This is a genomic window from Vibrio sp. 947 (assembly GCF_033339115.1).
GTDB classification, from domain to species: Bacteria; Pseudomonadota; Gammaproteobacteria; order Enterobacterales; family Vibrionaceae; genus Vibrio; species Vibrio alginolyticus.
Genome location: NZ_JAWOTX010000019.1, coordinates 78960 through 101733 on the forward strand (window position 1 = coordinate 78960; position 22774 = coordinate 101733).

At 37.3% G+C, this 22774-nt stretch carries 18 protein-coding genes and 16 tRNA genes; 26 read left to right on the forward strand and 8 right to left on the reverse strand.

The window, feature by feature from the left end; genetic code table 11:
• Window positions 1-10 precede the first annotated feature (10 nt).
• On the forward strand, window positions 11-1192 hold the full coding sequence (locus tag R7Q39_RS20970; RefSeq protein WP_318076782.1) for a potassium channel family protein: 1182 nt from the start codon (window positions 11-13) through the stop codon (window positions 1190-1192).
• An 81-nt stretch (window positions 1193-1273) separates the two neighbouring features.
• Window positions 1274-2065 carry a hypothetical protein gene (locus R7Q39_RS20975; RefSeq protein ID WP_318076783.1) on the forward strand — a complete coding sequence of 264 codons (792 nt, stop codon included), beginning with the start codon at window positions 1274-1276 and terminating at the stop codon, window positions 2063-2065.
• A 209-nt stretch (window positions 2066-2274) separates the two neighbouring features.
• On the opposite strand, the gene R7Q39_RS20980 is transcribed toward R7Q39_RS20975, so the two are convergent.
• From R7Q39_RS20980 to R7Q39_RS20990, 3 genes are all read right to left on the reverse strand, one after another.
• Window positions 2275-2454: a hypothetical protein gene (locus R7Q39_RS20980; RefSeq protein ID WP_318076784.1), complete on the reverse strand. Its 180-nt coding sequence runs from the start codon at window positions 2452-2454 to the stop codon at window positions 2275-2277.
• Between the two features lie 412 nt (window positions 2455-2866).
• Window positions 2867-5428 (reverse strand): hypothetical protein, encoded by a 2562-nt coding sequence (locus R7Q39_RS20985; protein WP_318076785.1) that lies wholly within the window; start codon window positions 5426-5428, stop codon window positions 2867-2869.
• Between the two features lie 87 nt (window positions 5429-5515).
• The gene (locus R7Q39_RS20990; RefSeq protein WP_318076786.1) at window positions 5516-6064 is read right to left on the reverse strand and encodes a hypothetical protein; all 549 of its coding nucleotides are present in this window, start codon (window positions 6062-6064) and stop codon (window positions 5516-5518) included.
• A gap of 375 nt (window positions 6065-6439) precedes the next feature.
• Here R7Q39_RS20990 and R7Q39_RS20995 point away from each other — a divergent pair, with 375 nt between their 5' ends.
• The 4 genes from R7Q39_RS20995 (at window position 6440) to R7Q39_RS21010 (ending at window position 9918) form a co-directional block, all read left to right on the forward strand.
• Window positions 6440-7051: a hypothetical protein gene (locus tag R7Q39_RS20995; protein WP_318076787.1), complete on the forward strand. Its 612-nt coding sequence runs from the start codon at window positions 6440-6442 to the stop codon at window positions 7049-7051.
• A 19-nt stretch (window positions 7052-7070) separates the two neighbouring features.
• Window positions 7071-7523, forward strand: coding sequence for a hypothetical protein (locus R7Q39_RS21000; protein WP_053313317.1), 453 nt, complete (start codon window positions 7071-7073; stop codon window positions 7521-7523).
• Between the two features lie 94 nt (window positions 7524-7617).
• Window positions 7618-8835, forward strand: coding sequence for an AAA family ATPase (locus R7Q39_RS21005; protein ID WP_318076788.1), 1218 nt, complete (start codon window positions 7618-7620; stop codon window positions 8833-8835).
• Window positions 8836-9180: 345 nt separating this feature from the next.
• Window positions 9181-9918, forward strand: a complete 738-nt coding sequence (locus R7Q39_RS21010) for a hypothetical protein (protein WP_318076789.1) — start codon at window positions 9181-9183, stop codon at window positions 9916-9918.
• 43 nt (window positions 9919-9961) lie between these two features.
• Here R7Q39_RS21010 and R7Q39_RS21015 read toward each other — a convergent pair whose 3' ends face one another.
• Window positions 9962-10222, reverse strand: coding sequence for a hypothetical protein (locus R7Q39_RS21015; RefSeq protein WP_038129562.1), 261 nt, complete (start codon window positions 10220-10222; stop codon window positions 9962-9964).
• Between the two features lie 144 nt (window positions 10223-10366).
• Complete coding sequence (gene ssb / locus R7Q39_RS21020; protein ID WP_318076790.1) at window positions 10367-11077, reverse strand: single-stranded DNA-binding protein; 711 nt, start codon at window positions 11075-11077, stop codon at window positions 10367-10369.
• 158 nt (window positions 11078-11235) lie between these two features.
• On the opposite strand from ssb, the gene R7Q39_RS21025 reads away from it, so the two are divergent.
• Window positions 11236-11754, forward strand: a complete 519-nt coding sequence (locus tag R7Q39_RS21025; RefSeq protein ID WP_053313313.1) for a disulfide bond formation protein B — start codon at window positions 11236-11238, stop codon at window positions 11752-11754.
• Between the two features lie 29 nt (window positions 11755-11783).
• Here the strand turns inward: R7Q39_RS21025 and R7Q39_RS21030 are convergent, their stop codons facing one another.
• Both R7Q39_RS21030 and R7Q39_RS21035 read right to left on the reverse strand, forming a co-directional pair.
• On the reverse strand, window positions 11784-12542 hold the full coding sequence (locus tag R7Q39_RS21030; RefSeq protein WP_020331785.1) for a hypothetical protein: 759 nt from the start codon (window positions 12540-12542) through the stop codon (window positions 11784-11786).
• A 31-nt stretch (window positions 12543-12573) separates the two neighbouring features.
• On the reverse strand, window positions 12574-13590 hold the full coding sequence (locus R7Q39_RS21035) for a hypothetical protein (protein WP_318076791.1): 1017 nt from the start codon (window positions 13588-13590) through the stop codon (window positions 12574-12576).
• A gap of 114 nt (window positions 13591-13704) precedes the next feature.
• Here R7Q39_RS21035 and R7Q39_RS21040 point away from each other — a divergent pair, with 114 nt between their 5' ends.
• The 18 genes from R7Q39_RS21040 (at window position 13705) to R7Q39_RS21125 (ending at window position 20411) form a co-directional block, all read left to right on the forward strand.
• Window positions 13705-14028, forward strand: a complete 324-nt coding sequence (locus tag R7Q39_RS21040) for a hypothetical protein (protein ID WP_020331782.1) — start codon at window positions 13705-13707, stop codon at window positions 14026-14028.
• Window positions 14029-14534: 506 nt separating this feature from the next.
• Window positions 14535-14612, forward strand: a tRNA-Arg gene (locus R7Q39_RS21045).
• Window positions 14613-14849: 237 nt separating this feature from the next.
• Window positions 14850-14925: transfer RNA gene (locus R7Q39_RS21050), tRNA-Arg, on the forward strand.
• 261 nt (window positions 14926-15186) lie between these two features.
• Window positions 15187-15263, forward strand: a tRNA-Met gene (locus R7Q39_RS21055).
• Window positions 15264-15355: 92 nt separating this feature from the next.
• Window positions 15356-15431, forward strand: a tRNA-Arg gene (locus R7Q39_RS21060).
• Window positions 15432-15506: 75 nt separating this feature from the next.
• A tRNA-Met gene (locus tag R7Q39_RS21065) sits at window positions 15507-15583 on the forward strand.
• A gap of 106 nt (window positions 15584-15689) precedes the next feature.
• Window positions 15690-15766, forward strand: a tRNA-Met gene (locus R7Q39_RS21070).
• Window positions 15767-15858: 92 nt separating this feature from the next.
• Window positions 15859-15934: transfer RNA gene (locus tag R7Q39_RS21075), tRNA-Arg, on the forward strand.
• A 480-nt stretch (window positions 15935-16414) separates the two neighbouring features.
• Window positions 16415-16507 (forward strand) — tRNA-Ser (locus R7Q39_RS21080).
• A 21-nt stretch (window positions 16508-16528) separates the two neighbouring features.
• A tRNA-Ser gene (locus tag R7Q39_RS21085) sits at window positions 16529-16621 on the forward strand.
• Window positions 16622-17030: 409 nt separating this feature from the next.
• Window positions 17031-17123: transfer RNA gene (locus R7Q39_RS21090), tRNA-Ser, on the forward strand.
• Between the two features lie 169 nt (window positions 17124-17292).
• Window positions 17293-17364: transfer RNA gene (locus R7Q39_RS21095), tRNA-Lys, on the forward strand.
• A 563-nt stretch (window positions 17365-17927) separates the two neighbouring features.
• Window positions 17928-18012 (forward strand) — tRNA-Leu (locus R7Q39_RS21100).
• 134 nt (window positions 18013-18146) lie between these two features.
• A tRNA-Gly gene (locus R7Q39_RS21105) sits at window positions 18147-18221 on the forward strand.
• A 277-nt stretch (window positions 18222-18498) separates the two neighbouring features.
• Window positions 18499-18574: transfer RNA gene (locus R7Q39_RS21110), tRNA-Asn, on the forward strand.
• A gap of 112 nt (window positions 18575-18686) precedes the next feature.
• Window positions 18687-18759, forward strand: a tRNA-Lys gene (locus R7Q39_RS21115).
• Window positions 18760-18841: 82 nt separating this feature from the next.
• A tRNA-Asn gene (locus R7Q39_RS21120) sits at window positions 18842-18917 on the forward strand.
• Between the two features lie 402 nt (window positions 18918-19319).
• On the forward strand, window positions 19320-20411 hold the full coding sequence (locus R7Q39_RS21125; protein WP_053319124.1) for an AI-2E family transporter: 1092 nt from the start codon (window positions 19320-19322) through the stop codon (window positions 20409-20411).
• A gap of 79 nt (window positions 20412-20490) precedes the next feature.
• Here the strand turns inward: R7Q39_RS21125 and R7Q39_RS21130 are convergent, their stop codons facing one another.
• A complete protein-coding gene (locus tag R7Q39_RS21130) occupies window positions 20491-21588 on the reverse strand; it encodes a GTPase (RefSeq protein WP_318076792.1) in 1098 nt (365 codons plus the stop codon).
• Between the two features lie 318 nt (window positions 21589-21906).
• Between R7Q39_RS21130 and R7Q39_RS21135 the strand changes: the two genes are divergently transcribed.
• Window positions 21907-22659, forward strand: a complete 753-nt coding sequence (locus R7Q39_RS21135; protein ID WP_318076793.1) for a hypothetical protein — start codon at window positions 21907-21909, stop codon at window positions 22657-22659.
• The last annotated feature ends 115 nt before the right edge of the window (window positions 22660-22774 follow it).

Below are 22774 nucleotides of genomic sequence, written 5' to 3' on the forward strand. Positions count from 1 at the left end.
TGGTGACTAAATGCTTGGTTTTCTATTTCGAATAAAGGTTTTGGAGCGTTTGGGGTTAATAAAGAACTATTCATCAAACAAAATGTTCAAAAGACCCATAATCCATGCAGCACTATTCATAACTGAATTTTTATTGATTGGTTTCTTTTATTACTACTTAGAAAATTATGTAGTTGTAGATAGCGATCCAATCAGTTTATCAAATTCATATTACTTTACCGTGATAACAGCATCGACAGTTGGATACGGGGATCACGCCCCTGGAAATGTCTTAACGCAGTGGTATGTGATTATTTTTATGATCCTGTACCTACCGACTAGATTTATCTATACCGCTGGTGTAGCTGGCTTTTTGTTTAAGCATCACAGAGAACTTAAAAAAATTGGACGATGGTTCCCTATGTTAAAGAAACACATAATTGTATATTGTGACTCATCAACTATTGAGAGAAACAACTTTTTGTGGCTTAAGCGGTTTGTGGGGCAGCATCGGAAATCGCTTAAATACTGTAAGACTCCAATCTTATTAGTGAACAACAATCAAGACGCTAACAACAGCCTAATTAACTACTTCACTGAGTTTTCAGACGAGTTGAAAGGTGTTGAGTTTGTTAATGCTAATCTGAACGAAAAGCACTTCTTTGAAAAGATTTCGATTGATCACGCGGAGCGTGTCTATATTCTCGCAGACGAAAATGATGTTTCTACTGATAGTGATGTTTTTGACATGGTTTATCGCATCGAAAAGGAAACATCCTACAGTAATGGTGTAACCGCAGAAATAGTTAACGACAGAAACCGAGAGCGTATTCGAAACTTGGGAGCAAATGTAATCCTACGACCAAATCGCTCTATGCCAGAATTATTGGTTACGTCTACAATTGCTCCTGGCGCTTCTCAAATGGTTGAAGAGATTGTTTCACGCGGAGGTGATAGCATTGAACGGTTTGAAATTGACTGTTCTGAGTTTCGATGGGGAGATGTGTTATATCAGTTATCGATGAATGATGTAGGTATAGCAACGGCAGTCATTTATAAAGATGAAAGTGTTGATTCTAATCCATGTGGTAAATCTATAATCAAGGATGCAAAAGCTCTATTAATACTTATTCATGAAATGAAAAATCGAGATTATGATCAAGTACAAAACAGGATTAATGAAGTCATTAATGACGTTTGTAGATCTAGTTAAGGTTATTTTAATTATTAAAAAGCACTCTTTTGGAGTGCTTTTTTTAATGTATAATTAAATAAAAACTAAATGGTAATATTAATGCTTGGTAAACATACTGTCTCAAACATCAAAATGATCGCAAAAGGTAAGCCTTCTCTCTACGTTAAATTGGGAAAAGAGCATATCACTATCAGTTTATATATGAATTGCTCTGACAAAACTGAAAGCATCACTATAAATGAAAACCAAAGGGTTTCAGTAATTGGTTCTATTACTGCGCTCAACACCAATGAAAGCATAGGTGGAAAGAACGCCTATAGAATTTTAGGGACTGTTGGCGCATATCCTGGTTTTGGTTCTTTGATGTATGAAGCACTTCTTTATGAATTGAATACAATGTCGGAAAGTGCGGTGCTGATTTCTGATAGAGAGTCAGTTAGGGGTGAGGCTGAGAATATCTATCACAAGATGAATGAGTATGATGGGATTGATACTTTTAAGATCCCTGTAAACCATTCATTGTACTCTCACGATCTTCAAATAGATGTATTTGATATTATCCTAGAAAACTCCAATCTTGATGAATATATGGATTATGATGAATTCATAGAAAGAGTTGAGTCTGGAGAGATTTCACCATATGTTCTTAATATGGCGTATGCATATAATGGAAGCTCAATCGAAACTCAGAAATATCTAAATATTCTTAAACTAAATCATCAATCAAGAAATTTATCTACAAAAGTCCTCAACGACATTGAATCTGAAAGCGCAAGCTTGGGTGATTATGTAGATTGCAATCGAAATGAACTGATAGATCTGCGAGACAGGAATTTTGAAGATTATATTTATGACATAAATACTTCTAATGAAAAAGCTCTAGAGTTCTAGAGTTTTAGAGTTTTAGAGTTTTAGAAAACATAGAGACCTCAAGGTAGAGGTTTCTATATTTTTATCTATTCGGCAAATTAACCCAAACCTTAACTTTATCCATATTTGTATTAAGGTCTTCTTTTAGTTTTTTTAACTGATTCAGGTATCTTTCTCTACCTTTATGAATTACAAGACCATTGACTGCATTTCCATCTATGCACCAGATTTTATACATTGAAATCATTAATTACTGTTTCCTTATCGTTTTCTTTGCTCATAGACCTGATCATGACAATCTTTTGATTAAGAATGTTCTTTAGGTGTAGTGCGACGATAATATCCTCAGTAGTTATCAAATCCCGATTTTTTTCTAAAATTCCTTGATATATCAGCTCATAATCTTTCATTTATTAACCCTTTATCGCCAATTTTATTATTATATAAAAGCAAAAAGCACCCAGAAGGTGCTTTTATCGGAAATTAAACTCTCTATGATCAAATATGCAATTTTAATTTTGTAAGTTAGAAGGAAGAAAGTTTTGTGCCGTGCAATCTCTAATGAGATACCATTAGACGCTAGAAAGTATCTAATGGTATCGCAACAAAGTTGCGAATCATGGAAATTGAATTCTCTATCAGAGTTTTTTTGAAAGAAAAAATATAGTTAGAAGGAAGAAAATTCTAAGCCATGATATAGAAACTCAAAGTCATCTCTAAGCTTCCATGTTGTAAATACTACTCTAAAGGTATTCTAAATGCAATCTTTTTTATCTTTAAATTAAAAGCCCATTCAATTGAATGGGCTTTTTTATTACAACCTTAATCTACAAGCCATTTACCCATTACGGTATCTAATTGCATGGCAAAATCCATATCGAATCTAAAGTCAATTTCGTGCCTCACGACTTCATCATTAACGATTTCTTCAATAGGTTTATCTACTAAAGTGACACGTTGACCTCTTGCAACAGCATTCGCTAACGCCAAGTCGTACATCGTAGGATTTGTACGGCTCATTGCTTCCGTTGATTTAGCGATATTAATCATCTTTTTAGATTCTGTGCTGGAGTTTAGACCATCGGCTCTAGTCGAAGAGTCCATATCGCAAACGAAGTAAGACATATCCTGGACATCCAAGATTAAAGGAACGCAACCTTTGCTTTCTCCAACAAGGTCAAGTTTCTGACTAACAGAAGATGGTTCAAACAACTCACCAACTTTAGCATCCTTTCTTTCCATCACTCCAACAAAGGCATTGTAATCTTCAAATTTACCGCCGCTGAAGATATTAACGAACATAACTACATAGCGGATACCCATGTCAGCGCATTTTTTGATATTGATATCAATACACTCAGCAGCGCCCAATGGTGCATCTTGAATATCGCCACTGAACCTAGCCCATTCGTCCTGACTCCAATCAGAGTATGTATCCTCTGGCTCACAATCCCAGTATGTCCAATACCCAATATCTTTCATTGTGTTCCAGCTTTCATCAAGCGCTTTTGCACTCAAGTCAAAATCAACTTCACCTTTCCAGTACATGAACATACGCAGGATGTCTGCATCTTTCTCTAAAGGAATTCGGCTACCTCTTGGATAAAGTGATAGTGAGGAAGCCATAGATCGCATGGAAAGCGGAAGAACAATGTTCTTTAATGCTGGATCAATGTAAACAGTACCCAAGGATTCTTTTTGAGATAGCCGATTGTTGATTTCTGCTAATAGACATAATGATACTTTATTAGCATTAGCTTGACTCAGTGAATCTCGCTTATCCTCTTCAAGATAGAAAAGTTTAGCTCGGTTTCCTTTTGGAATGAAGTATCGGTATCCTTCATTTACCACACGGCTATTAAAATAAGCTCTTAGTTGGAATAACTGACTAATCTTCAATTCATGAACAACTGATTTTTCTAAAGCATTAATTACAATTTCGGTGTAATCATCGCCTAAAGCATCGCCAATTCTCAACATCAAATCGATATTTCTGGCAAACTCTCCTGGTCGTGAAGAAAGCAAGCTTACCAAAGCTGTGAATGCTTCACCTCTTTCTTTTAAATCAGTAGCAAGCTTTTCAGAAGATTCAACACTTTCATGTTTTTCCGAACACATGGCTAGGAGAGTTTTTAGTGTTTTATCACCAACAGTATCACCAATAGTTACTTTCAAAGATGTGTTGTGTAAATGAATTTCCACGTCTTTTTTAGGGATAGTTCCTTTTGGAGTCTGCTGAACACCCATAGCATCCATCAACAGAGCTTCTTTCTTCGAGTTAAAAGTCTTGATACTTTTATGGTCGTTGCGTAGGACATTGAAAGCATGTGCAGCATGAGGATACTTGTTTGATTCAGCTCCAACATGTAAGTATCGACCTAAGGCTAAGAAAAGCCCTCTACGACGAATCATGTCTTCCATAAGCATATGTCTATCTAATAGAGTCATAACCAACTTACGTTGCTTTCTGGACAGCTTAAATCTGATTTTCTTACATGCCTCAAGAGAAACATCAAAACCACTCAGGTAAGCTGCTAATCGCAACACATCCGTATATGTTTTGAATTTGTCTCTCATAAGCCCAATAGCATCTGGCAAGTGTTCAGAAATCACTCCAGTAAGAAAGCAAAGTTGTTCTTTATGTGCAATCGAAACAGGAATGTATTCAAGAGCCTCTTCTTTGAATGTAATAATGACTTGCTTAACAAACTCTTTATCAAAAGCCGTAACTGATGTGCTTGATACTAGTAAGTTGCCGAAAACCTCAAATAAATCAGCTTTAGATGCTAGTCCAACATTTGATAACTTAACGATGTTATCGTTAAGAGAAAATTCAACAGTTCCTTGCTTTTCACCTTCTACATTGTCGGATAATCCCTCGACTTGATGCTGGCATACAGGGCAAGCATTGAACATGGATAAGTCGAATAATTGATCATCGAAAGAACAACCGCATGGTAGCTTGACCTGAAGTGAAGTAGGTTTGGCATTTAAGCCGAAGATGTGGCTAAAAATCACTCCAGCTCGGTTATCATGGTAAGAACGATCTTGAGCTGTATAAGGGAAGTTGGCGTGAAGAGTCACAAAATTATTAAGATCACCTTTTGCTTCAGAAAGCGTATAGATAAGTGATTTGGCTTCTTCAATCAAAGATTCTTCTGAAAGCTGTTTTAACGAAAGCTTTAAATGTGCTGACATGACGTAACCTAGACGCAGCATCTCTGTGTCTATCTCATCAAAAATCTCTTTAGCGATTTCAGCGCTCACAGGGTTGGAAGATGATTCGCTCTTTACATAGTACGCACTACGCTTTGAAAGCATTATTGATTGTAAGTGTTGAAAGTTCGAATTATCTTGATTTTCTGTTTGCACATGAGTTTTCATGAAGAATCCTTTAGATTGACTAGATTTTATTTAATTTAATTAGCCATTAATCATAACGTTATGACAATTATTAATCAATATAAAAAATTAAAATATAAGCACGTATTCTAAGGATAGCTGAGACTCACTCATACTCTTTTGATACATACCCTTTTTTGATCCGAATGCGTCAAAATCCTTTACGACCTTAATCCCAAAATTTATAGTTGAATGCTCTGAGATCGGTTGGATTGTATTGAATGAAATTTGAGACATCATTACGGGAACGCCTGTCTTTTCAATTACCAAAGCATTGTTCGCAAGAAGATTTATCATGGATTCATCAGTTTTAAATGATAGTACCGCGCCCACACCCATAGACAGACTGGTTCTTTCATCAAACTGAATCTTTCTATTCAGAAAATACTGCTGATATTGCTTAGCGTTTTGAGTTCCTTGCAAATCATCACCGCCGAAATCTATAAGTCTCGATACCACTTCAATCTCGAAGAATGACATTTTTAAAAATCGACATACCGTGTTTTGCTCACTGAACATTGAAATTTTCATATCCACAATGTCATAACTTTTCATGAGATCATCGGCAATTTTAGAAAAATTGAATGGATCTGACGGTTCGACTCCTGTCTTATCCATTGCATTCGCTCTTGCACAGCCGAGCATTAAAATCATACAGATTAGTAATGAGTATCGCATTCAGCATTTCCCTTACAGATCAAAAAACCCTGGCTTAATAGCCAAGGCTTTCTTAATACCTAAAAATTAGGATTTGTCTTTGGACTCTTTCTTAGCTTGTTGAGCAACATGCTTTTTAACATCATCCATCATTTGAAGTGCTTTCTTAGCACCAACGCGCTTAGCCATAGTTAAATCCTTACTTTAATTGATTAATTTTTTTGTCATTGGTATTGCTTACCAACCACCCAAATATTAATATAAATAAAAACCAAGTCAAGCATTATTTACTTTAAAAACAATAACTGTATAATAAACACTCAAAGAGAATGAAACATGATTTTTTTCAATGCAATTTTCAGTATAGCGATAGCTATAGGCTGTTACTTTCAATTCGTACCTTACTACCTTGCTGGGATCATCGCCTTCCTACTTGTTTACTACGCCTCTGAATACGTTGACGGACTAAGGCAAAAGTTTTCTGATAATGAAACTGCTTCGAAAAACGACACGAAAGTAACCAAGATAACAAACTACGATAAATATCGCTCGATGAATAATGCAATTGAACGAAGTGTAAGAATCTCAATTACTTCTTTGATACCGCTCTTAAGTGCATTCTATGTTGCTAATACTGCAAATCAAGGAATAACAGTTATTGCTGTCGGCTCATTTGTGTCGCTGATCATGTATGGAACATTTATCAGTTCCATAGTAAGAGCTTCAATTCAAAGTAACCTATACGACGATCTACACACGGCAGCAGTGAGAAAACAAAGAGAGTTAGACGAGATAAAAAATCCGTCTAAATACAAAGTTGTAGATCTCAGTAAAGATTCAAAAGTTGAAAGTTCAGTTTCTCACTTGATTGAAATTTCTTCACAGAACACTTCAAAATTAGATACTATAATTTCAGCCTTAGAGAAAGGCACAATCAGAAAGCTATAAGCGCAAAAGGTAAGATAAAGTGGATAAAAGAAATGAAAGAAATCTGAGTTTAAGAATTGTTTTACTTGTCACAGCTTTCTGTGCTTTTAGTGCGTTAGGCTTCTCATTTTTTAAAGACGTAAAAACGGCTCAATACGAACAAAGGCAAGCTCAGTTTCAAAAGACTGATAGCATGAAAGAGATCGCTAAAAATGAGTTTGAAAGGATTGGATCTGTCGAGCAATCATATGTTTACACCTATAAAGATTTTGATTCTGGTATCACTAGAGACTCAGTACATATTGTTAGGAATTTAACCCTTGTTTTAGTTAGCAATAATAAATCTTTTGCTCTGGATAGAGAGATACCCTTAATTAAGCCTGGTTCTAGCGTCTGGAAAGGCACCAAAGAAGGAATTGATTACTTATGTGTCGGTGATAAAAACGTTGTTTGTTCCACTTTAAATCCAAAAGATTTAATGTTCGCATACTAATTTATAGCTACAAAACAAAAACTCGCTTAGTAGGCACAAGGCATTTACTTGTGCCTGTTTTTATATATAATAAGGAAAGCTTTAAGGAGGCAGTATGAGTGATTTTGTTCATTCTTTCTCTCTAGACTCAGTTTTGAACAATCACCTTCAAGAATTTCCTCTACTAGCGGAATTTGAAAGTACCGTTCAAGACAGTCGTTGGCATAGTGAAGGTAATGTGAAAATTCACACAGACCTAGTTATCCAAGAGATGAAAAAACTAATTTTAAAAAATCCGCAACTTTCTGAGTCTGAACAAAAAATTCTTCTTTGGTCAGCAGCTTTGCACGACTACGCGAAGCCAATCACAACTCATGAAAGAGAAATCAATGGCGAGATTCGCGTTGTAGCGCCAAAGCACGAGCAGATTGGTGCATCATTATTATTTTCATGCAAAAAGCCACATGAGCTTACATATGAAGAATGGTTGGTCATCATCAAGATAGTTGGATTCCACCAGCAAGCAAAGTTATTGGTGATCCGAAATGAAGACTACCGTTCATACATTCGCCTATTTAGAGAGGTAAAATCTCTCGACCTGCTTTATTACTTAGCAATGGCAGATATCTTAGGTAGAGGCTGTGAAGACAAACAAGAGCAACTTGACTATGTTGAGTTTTTCAAACTCAACTATCTAGACTACAATCTTGGTGGTTACTTCAAAGATTATGAGCTAAAGCAAAAAGAAAAAGTTGCTAAATTAATTCATAAGCCAAGTCAAAACCCCGAGCATATTAGTATCAGAGGCATTTCAAATATTATTGATGGCAACATCTATATGATTGAAGAGTCTCTAAGTAAACCTTATGCTCACATGGGCTATCCAATTGTAGATGTTTTGGTTGGTGTGGCTAGCTCTGGCAAATCTACATACACAAAAACAGTACCTGAATGCCCTGTCATTAGTATGGACAACATTAGAGCCAGGTTTAAAAACATTGACTCACAAGATGTGAACAATGAAGTGTTAAGAATTGCACTAGAGGAACTAAAGGATCACTTGAGAAGTGGAAATCATGTAATTTGGGATGCAACAAACTACAGATACGACTTTAGGAGCAAGGTTACTGAACTTGCGTTTAAGTACAAAGCTTATGTTCGATTTTTTGTTTTCATCAAAGATAAAGCGCAACTTCACATTGATAACAAAAGCCGTAAAAAACGAGTTATCCCTGAGGTTATTGAAAATCAGTGTTCAAAGTTTGAATTGCCAATTGAAGATGAAGCTCATAAAGTAAACTGGTTACATAATGGAGTGCTTATTGATGTGTGAATCAGAACTGCCTACAAAAGAGAATCCAATTATCCTTCATAGGTTGAAGTGCTTTAACTGTAAGAAAAGTCCGAAGTATTTTTATGACACAACTTGGGGCGAAAACTGCTCTTCAGAATGTTCTAAAGAGTCTCCATGCGAAGGATGTCTATTAGATAGAGATCATCCTCATGTAGTGGTGCATGACCCAATTTCATGCCCTTATGGGTTTGAGTCACATGACACAACAAAGAAACTAGCTATTGAAGGATGGAAGCAAGCAAACAATCCTCATAGAGGCAGGAAATAGACATTGAGGGCGTATTTTATTAATATAAATTAAATAACTTACGCCCTGGTTTTTATATGAAATTCGAACACGCCAAAAAGTTAATTCAACATATAACTCACTCTAAAAAGAGTGATAGGTTTACAAGTGAAGATTTCTTTACCTTGTTTCCTGAACTTGTAGAACTTAGCCAAAAGTCGTATACCCCAACTCGTTTGTATAGAGTTCTAATGTTAGAGAGCGATAGTGACTTAAATGGGTTTGGGGTTGATTCATTATCACACAATATTTCTAGCTGCTTGAATATAGCTAACTCAATGCCTTCCATCGTTTTCACAAAGGACTCTACGATTTCTTTAGATGCGCACCTTTTTTCCTTTAATGTGCCAAAAGATAGAATTCTGATTGACTTCGATACTTGCCTTCCTTTGATGGAGGATAAACTGAAAAAGTGCTTAAACCACAAGGTTTATGATAAGAATGGTAGTCCAGTAAGTATCAAGAAAGCTATTGAGCAATATAGAAATAATGACGAGAGAGAAGTGATTGCTGATATTTCAGGACTAGAGTTTACTCGAACTAAAGTTTCTAGCCAATTATACTCGATGAATTTGATAGCTAGAGATTTCGAGAATCTTAAGGAAAGCACACTTTACTACAATAACCTTGATACATTCCAAAAAAATCTTTTCCCAATAATGAGTAAAATAGATCAGAAAAAGTTTCATGTTTGGAAGGATAGACTTTTGATTCCTGAAGAAAAGCCAATAAAGAATAAAAGCAGTACTCCAAAAGGATGGGTGCCAGCATTTTAATCAAAAAGCCAGCTTATAGCTGGCTTTTTCGTTTTGATAAAAGTTAGTACTTTCTTTTTGCTGTGAAAGTATCAAGTTTTGAAAGCTTTGACATGCACGTATTGTAGATGTCTTCCCTAATAGCTGATTGAGGACTTAGACCCGCTTCAATCAGAGATTCTCTTGCTAGATTGAAACAAACAGATGCTACATGATCAGACTTAATTGCATAGTATGTATCAGCTCTTTCCATTTCGTAAGTTGCAGACTGAACATTTAACGAGATTGTAGCCAAAACTACCATTAGGACTTTATTCACTTTCATTACTTTTACCTATTTTTGATTTCTTAATTGACTCCATTATGCATATATTGAGCCATGAGTCAATATATAGTTTTTAGGCAAAATAAAGCCCACTATCAAGTGGGCTTTTCTGGAAAATATCGTTATAAATCAATGACTTAGCCGTTAAAAAGGAATGTCATCATCAAAGTCCATTGGTGGCTCATTGAATTGCTGCTGCGGAGCATGTTGCTGCTGCGGAGCATATTGTTGCTGTGGAGCATGTTGTTGCTGTGGAGCATGTTGTTGCTGTGGAGCATGTTGTTGCTGTGGAGCATGTTGTTGCGGAGCAGCGTATTGTTGAGGTTGACCATTATCTTTCGGGAAGCCTTGATCGCTCGGCTGAGAGAATTGTTGAGGTGCATCATAAGATTGGTGCTGACCTTGAGCAGGTTGACCTTGGTGCTGACCTTGAGCTGGTTGTCCTTGGTGCTGACCTTGAGCTGGTTGTCCTTGATGTTGACCTTGATCAGGCTGACCTTGTGGGCGACCACCAAGCATTTGCATTACGCCTTGGTATCCTTGAACAACCACTTCAGTTGTGTAGCGATCTTGACCTTGCTGATCTTGCCATTTACGAGTTTGAAGTTGACCTTCGATGTATACTTGAGAACCTTTTTTCAGGTATTGACCTGCTACATCAGCCAGAACGCCAAACAGTGACACACGGTGCCATTCAGTTTTCTCACGTTGCTCGCCTGTCGCTTTATCACGCCATGACTCAGAAGTAGCGATAGTTATGTTAGCTACATTACCACCATTCGGCATAGCACGAACTTCAGGATCGTTACCTAGATTGCCGACAAGAATGACTTTATTTATGCCACGAGATGCCATTTTTTATTCCTTAAATTATTACTATTTAATTTATTGATTAATGATTCTTGATTATTATACAGCATAAAAACTTAGCGGCAAAATCTTTTTGAAAGTTTTACCAATTTATGTAATGCTCCGTAATCAATAGCCCGAACTATAACACTAGGTTTAATCAAATGAAAAGTAAATTTATAGACTTAATTAAAAACAAACAGTTATTTGGATATTTTTTAATCGCAATTTCTTTGAGTTCAGAAGCTTTAGCTCTCTTCATACAGTATGGTTTAGGATATCAGCCATGTTCTTTGTGCGTGTTGATGAGAAGCGCTGTAGCTCTTATGGGTATAGCAGGGTTAGTTCAAATTGTTTTACCTGATGGGAAGATTGACTGGTTCAAGAAACCTCTTGTTTTCCTATCATCTGTAGCTTCAATCTACTGGATGCTTAGCTTTACTTATGAAGGTCTAATGATTGAAAAAGGCAAAATGATCGCAACTTGTTCAACATCATCACCATTCCCAAGCTTCCTTCCTCTGGACTCTATTTTTCCTTTTATATTTCAGCCTCATGGTATTTGTGGGGTATCACCAACCCTGTTTGCTGACATCACACTGATGGAACTAAGTTTGTTTGGATTTATTGTAGTGGCATTACTAATGGCATTGCACTTCACATTTAATTTAATTAAGAAATAAAAAAGGGCGGTTTGCACCGCCCTTTTACTTTATTTGATGATATTCAAAATGTCTGCTTTTGAAAGCTTAATGTTTACGCTTGAGTCTTCCAATAGTTTTTTAACTTCTTCGATAAAGTGATTCTTTAGATTTCTTTTCGAGATTTTAGTCTTTTTAACCATATCTAAAACAGTATCACCCACAAGCAATTCTTCAACTTGTTGTGATTTTTCATAAAGTTTATCAATTAATGAAAGATGCTTGCTGACTGATTTTTCACCATCTTCAAAGCTTCGTTTAAGCGTTAAAGTAAGATAGTGCTTATCTGATAAGATATCAAACATAATAATTGCTTGCTTAATATCGATACCGATATCAAAACTTTCTGAGAATTGCTTCAAATCCGAAACAAGAGAGTCTTTAATATCTTTTTGTTTAAGCTTCAGATCTTTGTAGTATGCATTAAGCTCTTGAGATGATTTTAGCTTATCCTTTTCCTCTAACAAGTATTTGAATTTTGCTGCGAACATTGCCATCTCATCAATAAAATGAGGAATTACGTTTTCATTACTTGCTAGGATGATAGAAGACTTAATGTCATTCACCGTACTACCGAAGGAAGATTGTAGTTTATATACTGGATCTGCCATAACCGAAATTTTTCTAAGCTTCTTATCATCATTAATTTTCGTCATTACAGACGGTGGATACACATCGATGAAGTCAAGCATAGCTTTGACGGTTTTATGGAAGTATGAATTTTCGATTTTTGATTGATTTGATTTTGTAATTTCAGCGTACTTTTTCATGATTTCACTTTAATTATTTAAGGGCTGAAAATCAGCCCAGTTTCAATAACACGTCTCTTAGCTTGTTGATGGCTTTTGACTCCGACTCACTTAAATTGAATCGGTCAGGTTCTTTACTAAACATAACGATGATTCGCTTTACTTCATCTCGTATCTGAGGGGTAATTTTTTCTAGCCTATCTTTAAGAGGCACCCATCTTTTTGAAGTCAAAATTTTTGCTAGTGCTTCCTTAATCATAACTTCTGACTGAATCTTATCCTTGATGAATTCTTTATCACCTAAGTACAAGTCAGCTATGGTGTATGATTGACGCTTTAACACCGTGTGTAATGCGTAGACAGCAACATCAATGCTTTTTCTGAAGTCTCCAGGAGTATAATCCTCAGGCATCAAATAGCCAAAGTACATTGCTTGATTAACATGATCTAGATAATCATCAGGGCTATCTAAAGAAAATAGCTGAATAAAATGATCCCTGAATGTTGAGCTTCCTGTACATCCACCAATTTCACCATAAAAAAGGATGGGTTTTGATACACCCCATTGCAAAGCAAGCTCATAATCTAGCTCACCCATCTCAGGCCAGCACAATGATAGTAGATCGTATTTGTCTTTATGGATTTCTACAAGGTTTTTGGCACAGCTATGCTCAACTTCAGTTACAGGTTTGTATGGGTTTATATCGCCAGCCAGAACCTCAACGCCGCGCTTTCTCAGTGCTTTTGCAAAGAATCCTCTTCCAGCTATTGGGTCTATAACTGAAAGCTCATTAAAGAACCTTACGAATAAATCAGCTCCCTCTAAAGAAATAGGCGCGTACATTCCAATCGATTGCAATTTTTCCGAGATTAACAGCGAACGAAGTGATTGAAAATGGTTGCTAATGAAGTCTTCAGAAAGCTTCCCGTCATCACTAAATCGCTTTTGTAGCTCATTCATTCCTACAAAATAACCCTGTTTTACGAATGATAGAATCTCATCAAATGAATCTAGAATTACTCCAGAATCAATCTTATCAATCAACTGCTGTACATTTTCAGGTATCATTTAGCCTCCAGGATGTTGTTTGTAGTATACATGCATAGCATTAAGAGTCAACAATATTGATAACTATCATCTTTAATGGTATAAAGGTTGAAACAAATTAAAAGAGACTATCGAATGAAGAAAAAGATCATCATGTTCGATTTTGATCGAACGATCAGCCTAAACGTGTCCCTGTTCAAGTCGGTTATGAGAATTTTTAAAGATTCAGGTTTCGACATCATGATTTGTACTGCGCGTTCAGTTCACAGCGGTAATGATGACATCTTTGAGCACTTTCCAGAGGATATTGTTATCTTTTGTGAAGGGATGCAAAAGGAAGATTTCATTTTGCAGCATACAAGCATTTCGTTGGACGATATTGCCTTTTGGATTGATGATGATTGCTCTTCTGTGACACGCATTGAGGAAATTAGACGCCTATCTGAAACCGACCTTTAAAGAAACTCTTTTGAATGAAAATCTTTACATGGAAAAATCCAATCTATATAATTAAATAGTTGTATATAAATAATGAGAACAAAAATGAAAACGTCAAAAGAATATGGTTCTCCCCATATGGAGACACCACAAGCTGAATGCCTACAGTCAGAATTCCTCTCAAAGATCTCTGACTTTGATGCTATTGAAACTTTCGAAACTCCAATCTTCTTATCCAGTCGAATATCCAGTTTATCTACTATAAGACGTAGGTAAGCTTCTCTGTGCGCATCTCTGCGCAATATTAAACAAATTTTGTATTAGCTTTCCTTTGTGACTATGTGATTTTTATAGTCCGATGATTGCATCTTAATCAAAAATCGTCTTAATTGGCGAGGGCTTTTATCGCCCATAGAAAACTGACATAAGCGCATGATTTAATTGGATTTTTTTCAATTTAGTTGTTGACAGGCACTTCATATTCCCCATATACTGTAATCAACAAGAGGGCGAGAGCCTTCTGGTCTGGGGGTGTAGCTCAGCGGATTTAGAGTGTCGGTCTACGAAACCGAAGGTCACAGGTTCGAATCCTGTTACCCCTGCCAGGACACCCTAGCTTTAAATGTATTTATCAACACCTGAAGTACATTTAAAGGTAGAGTAGCCAAAATCATCAATATTGACTTCTTTCATTCTACTTATGGTTTTTCAATAACGTTAAGTGGTAACAGAGATTGAAATTTAGAATTGTTGATTTATTGAGCTTAAGACTTTGATTTAAAAAAAGATAAAATTTGTTATTGACATTCTAATTTGAATCATTAATATAAAGTCTCATCAGCGGGGGCGTAGCTCAGGGGATAGAGCAATGGTCTTCTAAACCATTGGTCGCTGGTTCGATTCCAGCCGCCTCTGCCATACTTAAGTGCTTTTTTAATGCCTTTAAAGCATTTAAGTATGGCTAACAGATATAAATAAAGAAATTAGCGGTAAGCTAATGAAAATTATCACTTTGTGTTTTTTTTAAATTGATAGTTTTCTTACCTAATTTGCTTAATAATGTTTATCTTTATTCTTATGTTCGTTTTCTATAGTGGCTTTAGTCATCAAAACTTGTCAAAAAATTGGTTTTAGTTAGTTTTGATTTTAAGCTGTTACTTATTGTTATTTTATCTAAATGGCTCGGTAGTTCAGTTGGTTAGAACGGAGAACTCATAATTCTTGTGTCGGGGGTTCAAGTCCCTCCCGAGCCACCAGATAAAATCATGATAAGCTGTTGATTAAAAAACTTTTTTTAAAAAACATCTTGACTAGTTAATTTGATTTGATAATATAAAGTCTCATCAGCGGGGGCGTAGCTCAGGGGATAGAGCAATGGTCTTCTAAACCATTGGTCGCTGGTTCGATTCCAGCCGCCTCTGCCATACTTAAGTGTTTTTTATAATACTTTAAAGCACTTAATTATGGCAAACCCATAGAATGATATTTTTTTAAGTAATTGGTCGATAGTTCAGTCGGTTAGAACGCAAGACTCATAATCTTGATGTCGGGAGTTCGAGTCTCCCTCGACCAACCATCTTAAATTTAATCTTAGATGGTCTTCATTTAGAAGTTAATTGCTTTTAATTTGGCTTTTGTTATCAATAAATAATCAAAGTCATATAAGATAATGTTTATTAAGCGGCTCGGTAGTTCAGTTGGTTAGAACGGAGAACTCATAATTCTTGTGTCGGGGGTTCAAGTCCCTCCCGAGCCACCAGATAAAATCATGATAAGCTGTTGATTAAAAAACTTTTTTTAAAAAACATCTTGACTAGTTAATTTGATTTGATAATATAAAGTCTCATCAGCGGGGGCGTAGCTCAGGGGATAGAGCAATGGTCTTCTAAACCATTGGTCGCTGGTTCGATTCCAGCCGCCTCTGCCATACTTAAGTGTTCTAAAATGTAAGTTTCAGTGCATTTAATTATGGTAAACATATAAATCATAGTTTTTGTTCTTTAAAAAATTGGCTTTCTTATTTTAGCTGTTGATTTTCAGCAGCTTATGCATAATGACTCTCAAGGTAATAATCGCCTACCTACAATTTATTTGTAGACAATGACCAATTTGAGAGTGGTGTAGCGGCGATTGAACCAGTTCAAATCTGGTCATTATGCAAACATGACGGCTCGTAGATGTGTAAATGGGTTGAGTTCGCCGTCCTATCTCAACTCGAAGTGGCTGTTTGATCGATGTTTCGGTCTTTCAGCATACTTCTAAATTCATGTTCGTGAATTTAGAAATGTGCTGAATGTGGTCTGGTTAAGTTACAAGAAACGGTAAGACACTTTGACTTGTAAAATCCCAGTAACCGTAATTCAGCCTAAATTTGGAGAAAACCGCTCCAGTTGGTTGTTACTGTAATGGTGAGATGGCTGAGAGGCTGAAAGCGCTCCCCTGCTAAGGGAGTATGTGGTTTGTAGCCGCATCGAGGGTTCGAATCCCTCTCTCACCGCCAGTAACCTTATAAGATTTTTAAGGTGAGTTGTCCGAGAGGTTGAAGGAGTGCGCCTGGAAAGCGCATATATAGTTTATAGCTGTATCGAGGGTTCGAACCCCTCACTCACCGCCACATTATGCGAAAAGTATTGATACATAATTCCTATGGATTTGTGTTGTAGCACTCTACTTTTCTCATGCGGGTATCGTGAAATACTCGCACCAATTTCGCGACAATATCGCTAAACGAATGTCTGATTGCTCCACTTCGGTGATTTGACGGATGAAGCTGTAAGAGCATCTAAGGCTTCCGACTCATAATGGTATGCGCGGTGTCCTCTTCTACCGCAAAAGGGCTTATGAGGCTAAACAGAGGTCGTGTGTTAGGGACGCACAAGTATTGGGTATAACCATGATTCCCTCCCTTGGAACATAACCATACCGCGAGTACTAAACTTATTTTGTGCTGAATGGGCAGTACTTACACTGGATATGACTTTAACTCTCGCCCTTGAGTAAGACTTTATCACGAGTGTAAAAACGGAGAGATGGCTGAGAGGTTGAAAGCGCTCCCCTGCTAAGGGAGTATGTAGTTTATAGCTGCATCGAGGGTTCGAACCCCTCTCTCTCCGCCACTTTTTACGCAAGGCATTCGGGGTTGCTTGCTTAATCCTCCCGACCACCCTAGAAAGCTTACTCGCTAGGGATCTATGGGAAAGAGAAGGCTCTAGCCAAAGAGCTTGTTTGGCTTCAATTAAGTTGTTAGTGAACAGCTATCTCTAGATAGCTTCTCAGTAACAATTTCCTCGTTTAGCTCAGTTGGTAGAGCGCCTTAATCCTTTTAAGGGGTCGCAGGTTCAAGTCCAGCAACGAGGCTGATTTCAAGGTTGCCGCAGAAGACGTGAGTTGCGGTTAAAGCCCAAAAAATTTGGGAGTTTAAGGGGTGATGCCGATACATTCACTCGACCTTGTTCCAAACATTGAGAGATAGCCCCCAGCTCCACCTAGTCAGTGGATCTCTCAATTAGATTAGTGTGAGTTGTAAGTTAAAATGGCTAGACCTGGGGGAGTGTGCTGACGACTTTAAGCTTTACGGTTCGATTCCGACGCTTACACTAATTGGTTGCATCACATTCTCAAATCGATACTATTTATTTGAGAATTAAGTGTGTTGTTTATCTTTAAAGAAATCGGAACTCAAATGAGTGCTAAAGCCTGGCGGATAAGGCAAAGATTGAAAGCTAGATCTGCAAACCGTCTAAATTATAATGGATAAGGTGATTAGATATTAGAATTGGTTGATGTCCAATTCTCAGTAATATCAGCATAGACTGCTTGCATACCGTTAAGCCAAGCACAGCCAAGCACATAAAAAAACAGTCCTCCATCGACTGGTGTTTGATTACTGGTAGAGCATTAGGTATTTAAACTATTTATTTGCGCGAGTGATGAAATTGGTAGACATTGGGGATTTAAAATCCCCTGCCTTTTGGCGTGCGGGTTCGAGTCCCGCCTCGCGCACCAATACTAAACTTACACAGTGTTATTAAAAGGGTAGACCTTTTTAATAAGATTGTGGGGATGAAACTCTGTTTGACAGCTCTGTTAAGATTAACATCTGAGTGGGTTCGATTCCTACTCATCCCACCAGCTTTTACGCGTACATCGTATAACGGCTATTACCCCTGCCTTCCAAGCAGGTGATGCGAGTTCGATTCTCGCTGTACGCTCCAGTTTTTAAAGAATAAACGTCAAGATACCCCATCTTTGATGGTTTGGATGCAGGTGTAAGGTATCAGCAAGCCTGCCGACCCATACAGGAATTCGTAGTGTCCTTTCCCTACTACTAAACGGCGTATGGGGCTAAGAGAAGGTTCTGTCTCAATAGGCAGAGATACAGGAAGCTATTTTTGTTTCACGAGTATCGAGCTGTATTCTGACAATGTATAGAGGTGTTGGAATTTAGTTGCGCTATTGTCATGCATCTAATATCACGAACACTACAAATTTGCTCCTTTAGTTCAGTTGGTAGAACGGCGGACTGTTAATCCGTATGTCGCAAGTTCGAGTCTTGCAAGGAGCGCCAGTATCATGCGGTTTTTTATAAACTATTAAACTGCTTGTCCTATAAGTTAATCTCTTACACATGGTAAGTGCAATGGCTTGTAGTGGATTGGACATATAGTCGCGAATCCATCACCTCTTTAATTCAGTCGGTAGAATGGCGGACTTTTAATCCGAGGGTCGCTGGTTCGATTCCAGCAAGAGGTGATTTAACCTGCTCGTTAATCGCTTACACATGGTAAGTGCAATGGCTTGTAGAGGGTTGGACACATAGTCGTGAACCCACTCCGCTCCTTTAGTTCAGTTGGTAGAACGGCGGACTGTTAATCCGTATGTCGCAAGTTCAAGTCTTGCAAGGAGCGCCATTTTTAGAATGCATCCAATTTTAAGGATGCATTTCAGAATCTCGCAAAGTAAGTCTCACAATCATTTCGTTGAATGATCTTAATTCGAATGGTTGGTAAGGTTGGTGTTTTAGAGGCTGCTATGTATTTGTTAGGGATACCTGAGAGATCATAAGGTATCAGGGTTGATTTGCGCGATTTCAGCCCATGTTAAATCATGCCTAGCAAATATGTTTTGAGTTCAATCCTCTGCTTTGCGAACCAATTTAAGAAAGCCAATTTTTTAGAGTCTACCTCATATCAAAGCCTCTAAGCCTGCAATCATTAAAAGCTATCACAGAGCGCTTTTTATTTGGGTATTGGTAAAATATGTTTTCGTGATGGTTTTTATTTTATTAATCAATAAATTTAAGAAATAAAATCATGAATGAAAACGTAACTCCTATAGAAGAACAGCAACATCCTGTTCATCAGCCTCTACAACCTGTAGAAAGCGAAACCCCTGAGAAGAAACCACCAACAAAAAAGTCAATCTCAGTAATTAAAGATTACTCAAATCCTTTACTGATCATGGCTTCAGTAATTATTATTATCGCTGGTCTTAAAGAAGCCCAAGACATACTTGCCCCTTTACTCTTGGCGGTTTTCCTTGCTGTGCTTTGCAATCCAATTGTGGACAAAATGGAATCCTACAAGATCCCAAGAACGTTAGCTTCTTTAGTAACTGTAGTTCTGCTAGGTTACAGCGTTTACATGATTGGTGATGTTGTCGCCTCTTCATCTAAAAGCTTTATCAAAGACATGAACTCTTCAGTCATGGTTCTCATCGAGAAGATAAATGAATTTAGTGGAGATAATGAATCTTTAATCAAAAACAAATTGAGCAGCATTAATCCTGGCTCTTTTATCAATTCGGGTTTTGCTGTACTAAATACCATTAAAAGTTCGATTTCTTTCACATTTGTAGTTGCTTTTACAACATTCCTAGCTCTCTGCGAAGGCAAGTCATGGCAGAAAAAAATTACTGCGTTTTTTGGAACGAGCAAACTCTCTGATGGCACTTCAAAGCAAATCCAGACATATATTTACGTTAAGTTTCTGGCAAGTTTTGCAACAGGCTTTATCATCGCAACGGCTCTATACTTCATTGGTCATAAGTACTGGTTACTTTGGGGCATTATTGCTACTACATTGAACTTCATTCCTAATATCGGAAGCATATTAGCTGCAATCCCTGCTCTAATCGTTTCTATGGCGACTATGGGGTTAGTCCCTACCCTTGGCACTCTAGCAGTCTATGTATCTGTGAACGTTGTAATAGGGAGCTATTTAGAGCCTAAAATCATAGGTGATAAACTAGGTCTTTCGACTTTGATTGTATTCCTATCTATGATTGCATTTGGAAAGATCTTTGGGATGGTTGGGATGTTCTTAAGCGTTCCAATAATTGTGGCTATCAAGATTGCACTAGATGTGATCAAGCCAGACAACAAGATAAGCCTACTTCTTAAATAATCCATATAACATAAAATTAAAAGAGGATATAACCTATCCTCTTTTTTTATAAAGAAAAGCATGGATAACCTTATCTATATCAAGAAGGTTTTGTGTCCTTCTTGGAATCAAATGCTTCTTTAAAAACTCTTTGAAGCTCATCTGAATTAACCGCTACACCCTTCTTCTTGTAACACATGTACAAGCAAGCTGCTTTACCTAATGCGAATGTTGCTGCGAACCCAACAGAGGCAGAGATAGCCGCTCCCGCTGTTTGACCGTATACAGGTATGAACTTTGTCGCTTGACGGATAAGAAAGCTTGCACCAAATTGAATAGCGATTGTCGTACCAAGACTGCCTGTGAACTCCAGGAACTCTTTCTTGTTCCACTCAAGATCCAACTTTGCGGCTAAGTCATATAACATCTTCCCCTGAATTGTTGGCACAGTAAAAGCACCAGCAACAGGAATCGCATCTGCTGCGCCAGCAGCTAAAGAATACCAAATGATGTCTTTCTTAAGCCTGCTGTAGGCAAAATTATCCCCCTCATCATCAGCAAAGAATAGGGCTTCAGAAACTAGAGGGAGTTCATCAACTAACAATTGATTAAGTGCATCAATATTTTCTAGTGAGTCGAAATCGACATGCGTTGATTTAAAATTTGAACCCCACACCTTCTCAACTTCACTGTTTTGAAGAGTGATCATCCTATTCCTATCTTCTTCTGATAGCTGAGAGCAGAAAGTGTGTATGACAATTAGATGGTTAGTAAGAATCTTTTTGGACTTGGATTTCTTTACTTTCTTAAGGGATGATAGAACATCCTTCTGCGACGGATCGTCTAGTCGCATCACAAGCAAAATCACGTTGCTATCTATTGATAAATGTTCAATATCCTCAGTTGGGTCATAGCTTGCTTCGCATAACCCTCTTGTATCCAAAAAGCTTACAATTGGCTTATCAGATGGAAAAGGGAAGATAGACGACACTTTAGTACATGGCATAAATCCATTACCAACTTCGACATCATCTTGTTTGGTTATGTACTTTACTAGCGAGGATTTTCCTGCTCCTGTTTTTCCAAAAAGCCATAGCGTTGGCACTATGTCTTTCAACTTGTCGTTAGCTTTTATGATTTCCTCATCTTTCGATGGGGTTATGAAATCATAAAGTGATTTTTTTAAGCTATTAAACACGAAACCACCCTTCTAAATCAGCTTGCGCCTAAACCAATAAGAATTCCCAAAATAGTGCCGATAACAATACCATATATCAAAATCCTAGTGTTGTTTTTATGAAACTCTTTTCGTGTCATTTCCATTACTTTATTTCCACTCGTTAATTAATTAGTTTTTATTTTTTAATCGAATTGTATCATATAGAAGCCCGATGTATCGGGCAATAACTCAACTGGGTTCTTTTACTTCAATGTGACATAAATCTTCTTGCTACAGCTATGATTTTCATTGACTGACGACTCTATTTTTGTATAATCAGGAAAAACGGAGAAAATTATGAATAACAACATTGCTATTGCTTTCGATTTTGCGGGTGTCTTAGACGTTCAAGATTCATTCAAAATTTGCGACTCAAACCTCAACGAGCGCGTTATGAAACAAACCGACCCTGTCAAAGCTTATAAACTGCTAAACTTGATTTATAAGTATCAGTTAAAGTTCTTTTGCATTTCCACACTGGAAAAGTATGGTGCTAATGTTGTTACCGCTCTTATTCGAAGCATGAGAAATTCTGATGATGAGAATATCTCTATTTTCGCAGAAGAGTTTAGAAAGCCATTTGCTCGAAAAAACCAGCTAAGAGTTAGTTCTAACTGGAATACTAAGAATTCATCAATTGCTGAACGTATTCAGTCTCACAATTTGAGTGCTGTTGTTACCATTGAGGACGATGAGCACATTGATAGCGAGTACAACCCTGTAATGGTGTACAGTCGCAAAGGTCTAGACGATATGCATTTAGCTAAAGTTGAGGACAAAATCATCAAGCTGATTTTGGGAATGGACTATATCTCACCAGAGGAAAAGTGGAACTCTGAGGCAGATCAATACAACCAATGGCGAGAACTCGATTTATCCGAGCGCACAACCTTGTTTGATAGTATGATTGATTCCTTAGACAGTAAGATTCAGTGTATTTCTGAGGAAGAAACAAACTCAAATCCTCCACACCTAGTCGCTTTGAAAACTCTCAAGCAAAGACTGGCAAGCGAAAGAAATGAAATCCTGAACACAGAGGACGCGGTATGAGCATCAAGGAATCAATTTTTGAACAAGTGTGAGCGCACTCCCCTTCCTTCAGGGAGGGGTGAGCGAACATGAAAACAAACTTGATTTATTTCTTGTTTTCACAATAAACTTTGTT

Excerpts from the sequence above, each read along its gene's own strand:
- R7Q39_RS21015 (WP_038129562.1), bottom strand. The coding sequence starts at position 10,222 with ATGAAAGTGAATAAAGTCCTAATGGTAGTTTTGGCTACAATCTCGTTA.
- R7Q39_RS21030 (WP_020331785.1), bottom strand. The coding sequence starts at position 12,542 with ATGAAAAAGTACGCTGAAATTACAAAATCAAATCAATCAAAAATCGAA.
- R7Q39_RS21135 (WP_318076793.1), top strand. The coding sequence starts at position 21,907 with ATGAATAACAACATTGCTATTGCTTTCGATTTTGCGGGTGTCTTAGAC.
- R7Q39_RS21025 (WP_053313313.1), top strand. The coding sequence starts at position 11,236 with ATGAAAAGTAAATTTATAGACTTAATTAAAAACAAACAGTTATTTGGA.
- ssb (WP_318076790.1), bottom strand. The coding sequence starts at position 11,077 with ATGGCATCTCGTGGCATAAATAAAGTCATTCTTGTCGGCAATCTAGGT.
- R7Q39_RS20980 (WP_318076784.1), bottom strand. The coding sequence starts at position 2,454 with ATGAAAGATTATGAGCTGATATATCAAGGAATTTTAGAAAAAAATCGG.
- R7Q39_RS21005 (WP_318076788.1), top strand. The coding sequence starts at position 7,618 with ATGAGTGATTTTGTTCATTCTTTCTCTCTAGACTCAGTTTTGAACAAT.
- R7Q39_RS21035 (WP_318076791.1), bottom strand. The coding sequence starts at position 13,590 with ATGATACCTGAAAATGTACAGCAGTTGATTGATAAGATTGATTCTGGA.
- R7Q39_RS21010 (WP_318076789.1), top strand. The coding sequence starts at position 9,181 with ATGAAATTCGAACACGCCAAAAAGTTAATTCAACATATAACTCACTCT.
- R7Q39_RS20975 (WP_318076783.1), top strand. The coding sequence starts at position 1,274 with ATGCTTGGTAAACATACTGTCTCAAACATCAAAATGATCGCAAAAGGT.
- R7Q39_RS20985 (WP_318076785.1), bottom strand. The coding sequence starts at position 5,428 with ATGAAAACTCATGTGCAAACAGAAAATCAAGATAATTCGAACTTTCAA.
- R7Q39_RS20990 (WP_318076786.1), bottom strand. The coding sequence starts at position 6,064 with ATGGATAAGACAGGAGTCGAACCGTCAGATCCATTCAATTTTTCTAAA.
- R7Q39_RS21125 (WP_053319124.1), top strand. The coding sequence starts at position 19,320 with ATGAATGAAAACGTAACTCCTATAGAAGAACAGCAACATCCTGTTCAT.
- R7Q39_RS20970 (WP_318076782.1), top strand. The coding sequence starts at position 11 with ATGCTTGGTTTTCTATTTCGAATAAAGGTTTTGGAGCGTTTGGGGTTA.
- R7Q39_RS21040 (WP_020331782.1), top strand. The coding sequence starts at position 13,705 with ATGAAGAAAAAGATCATCATGTTCGATTTTGATCGAACGATCAGCCTA.
- R7Q39_RS20995 (WP_318076787.1), top strand. The coding sequence starts at position 6,440 with ATGATTTTTTTCAATGCAATTTTCAGTATAGCGATAGCTATAGGCTGT.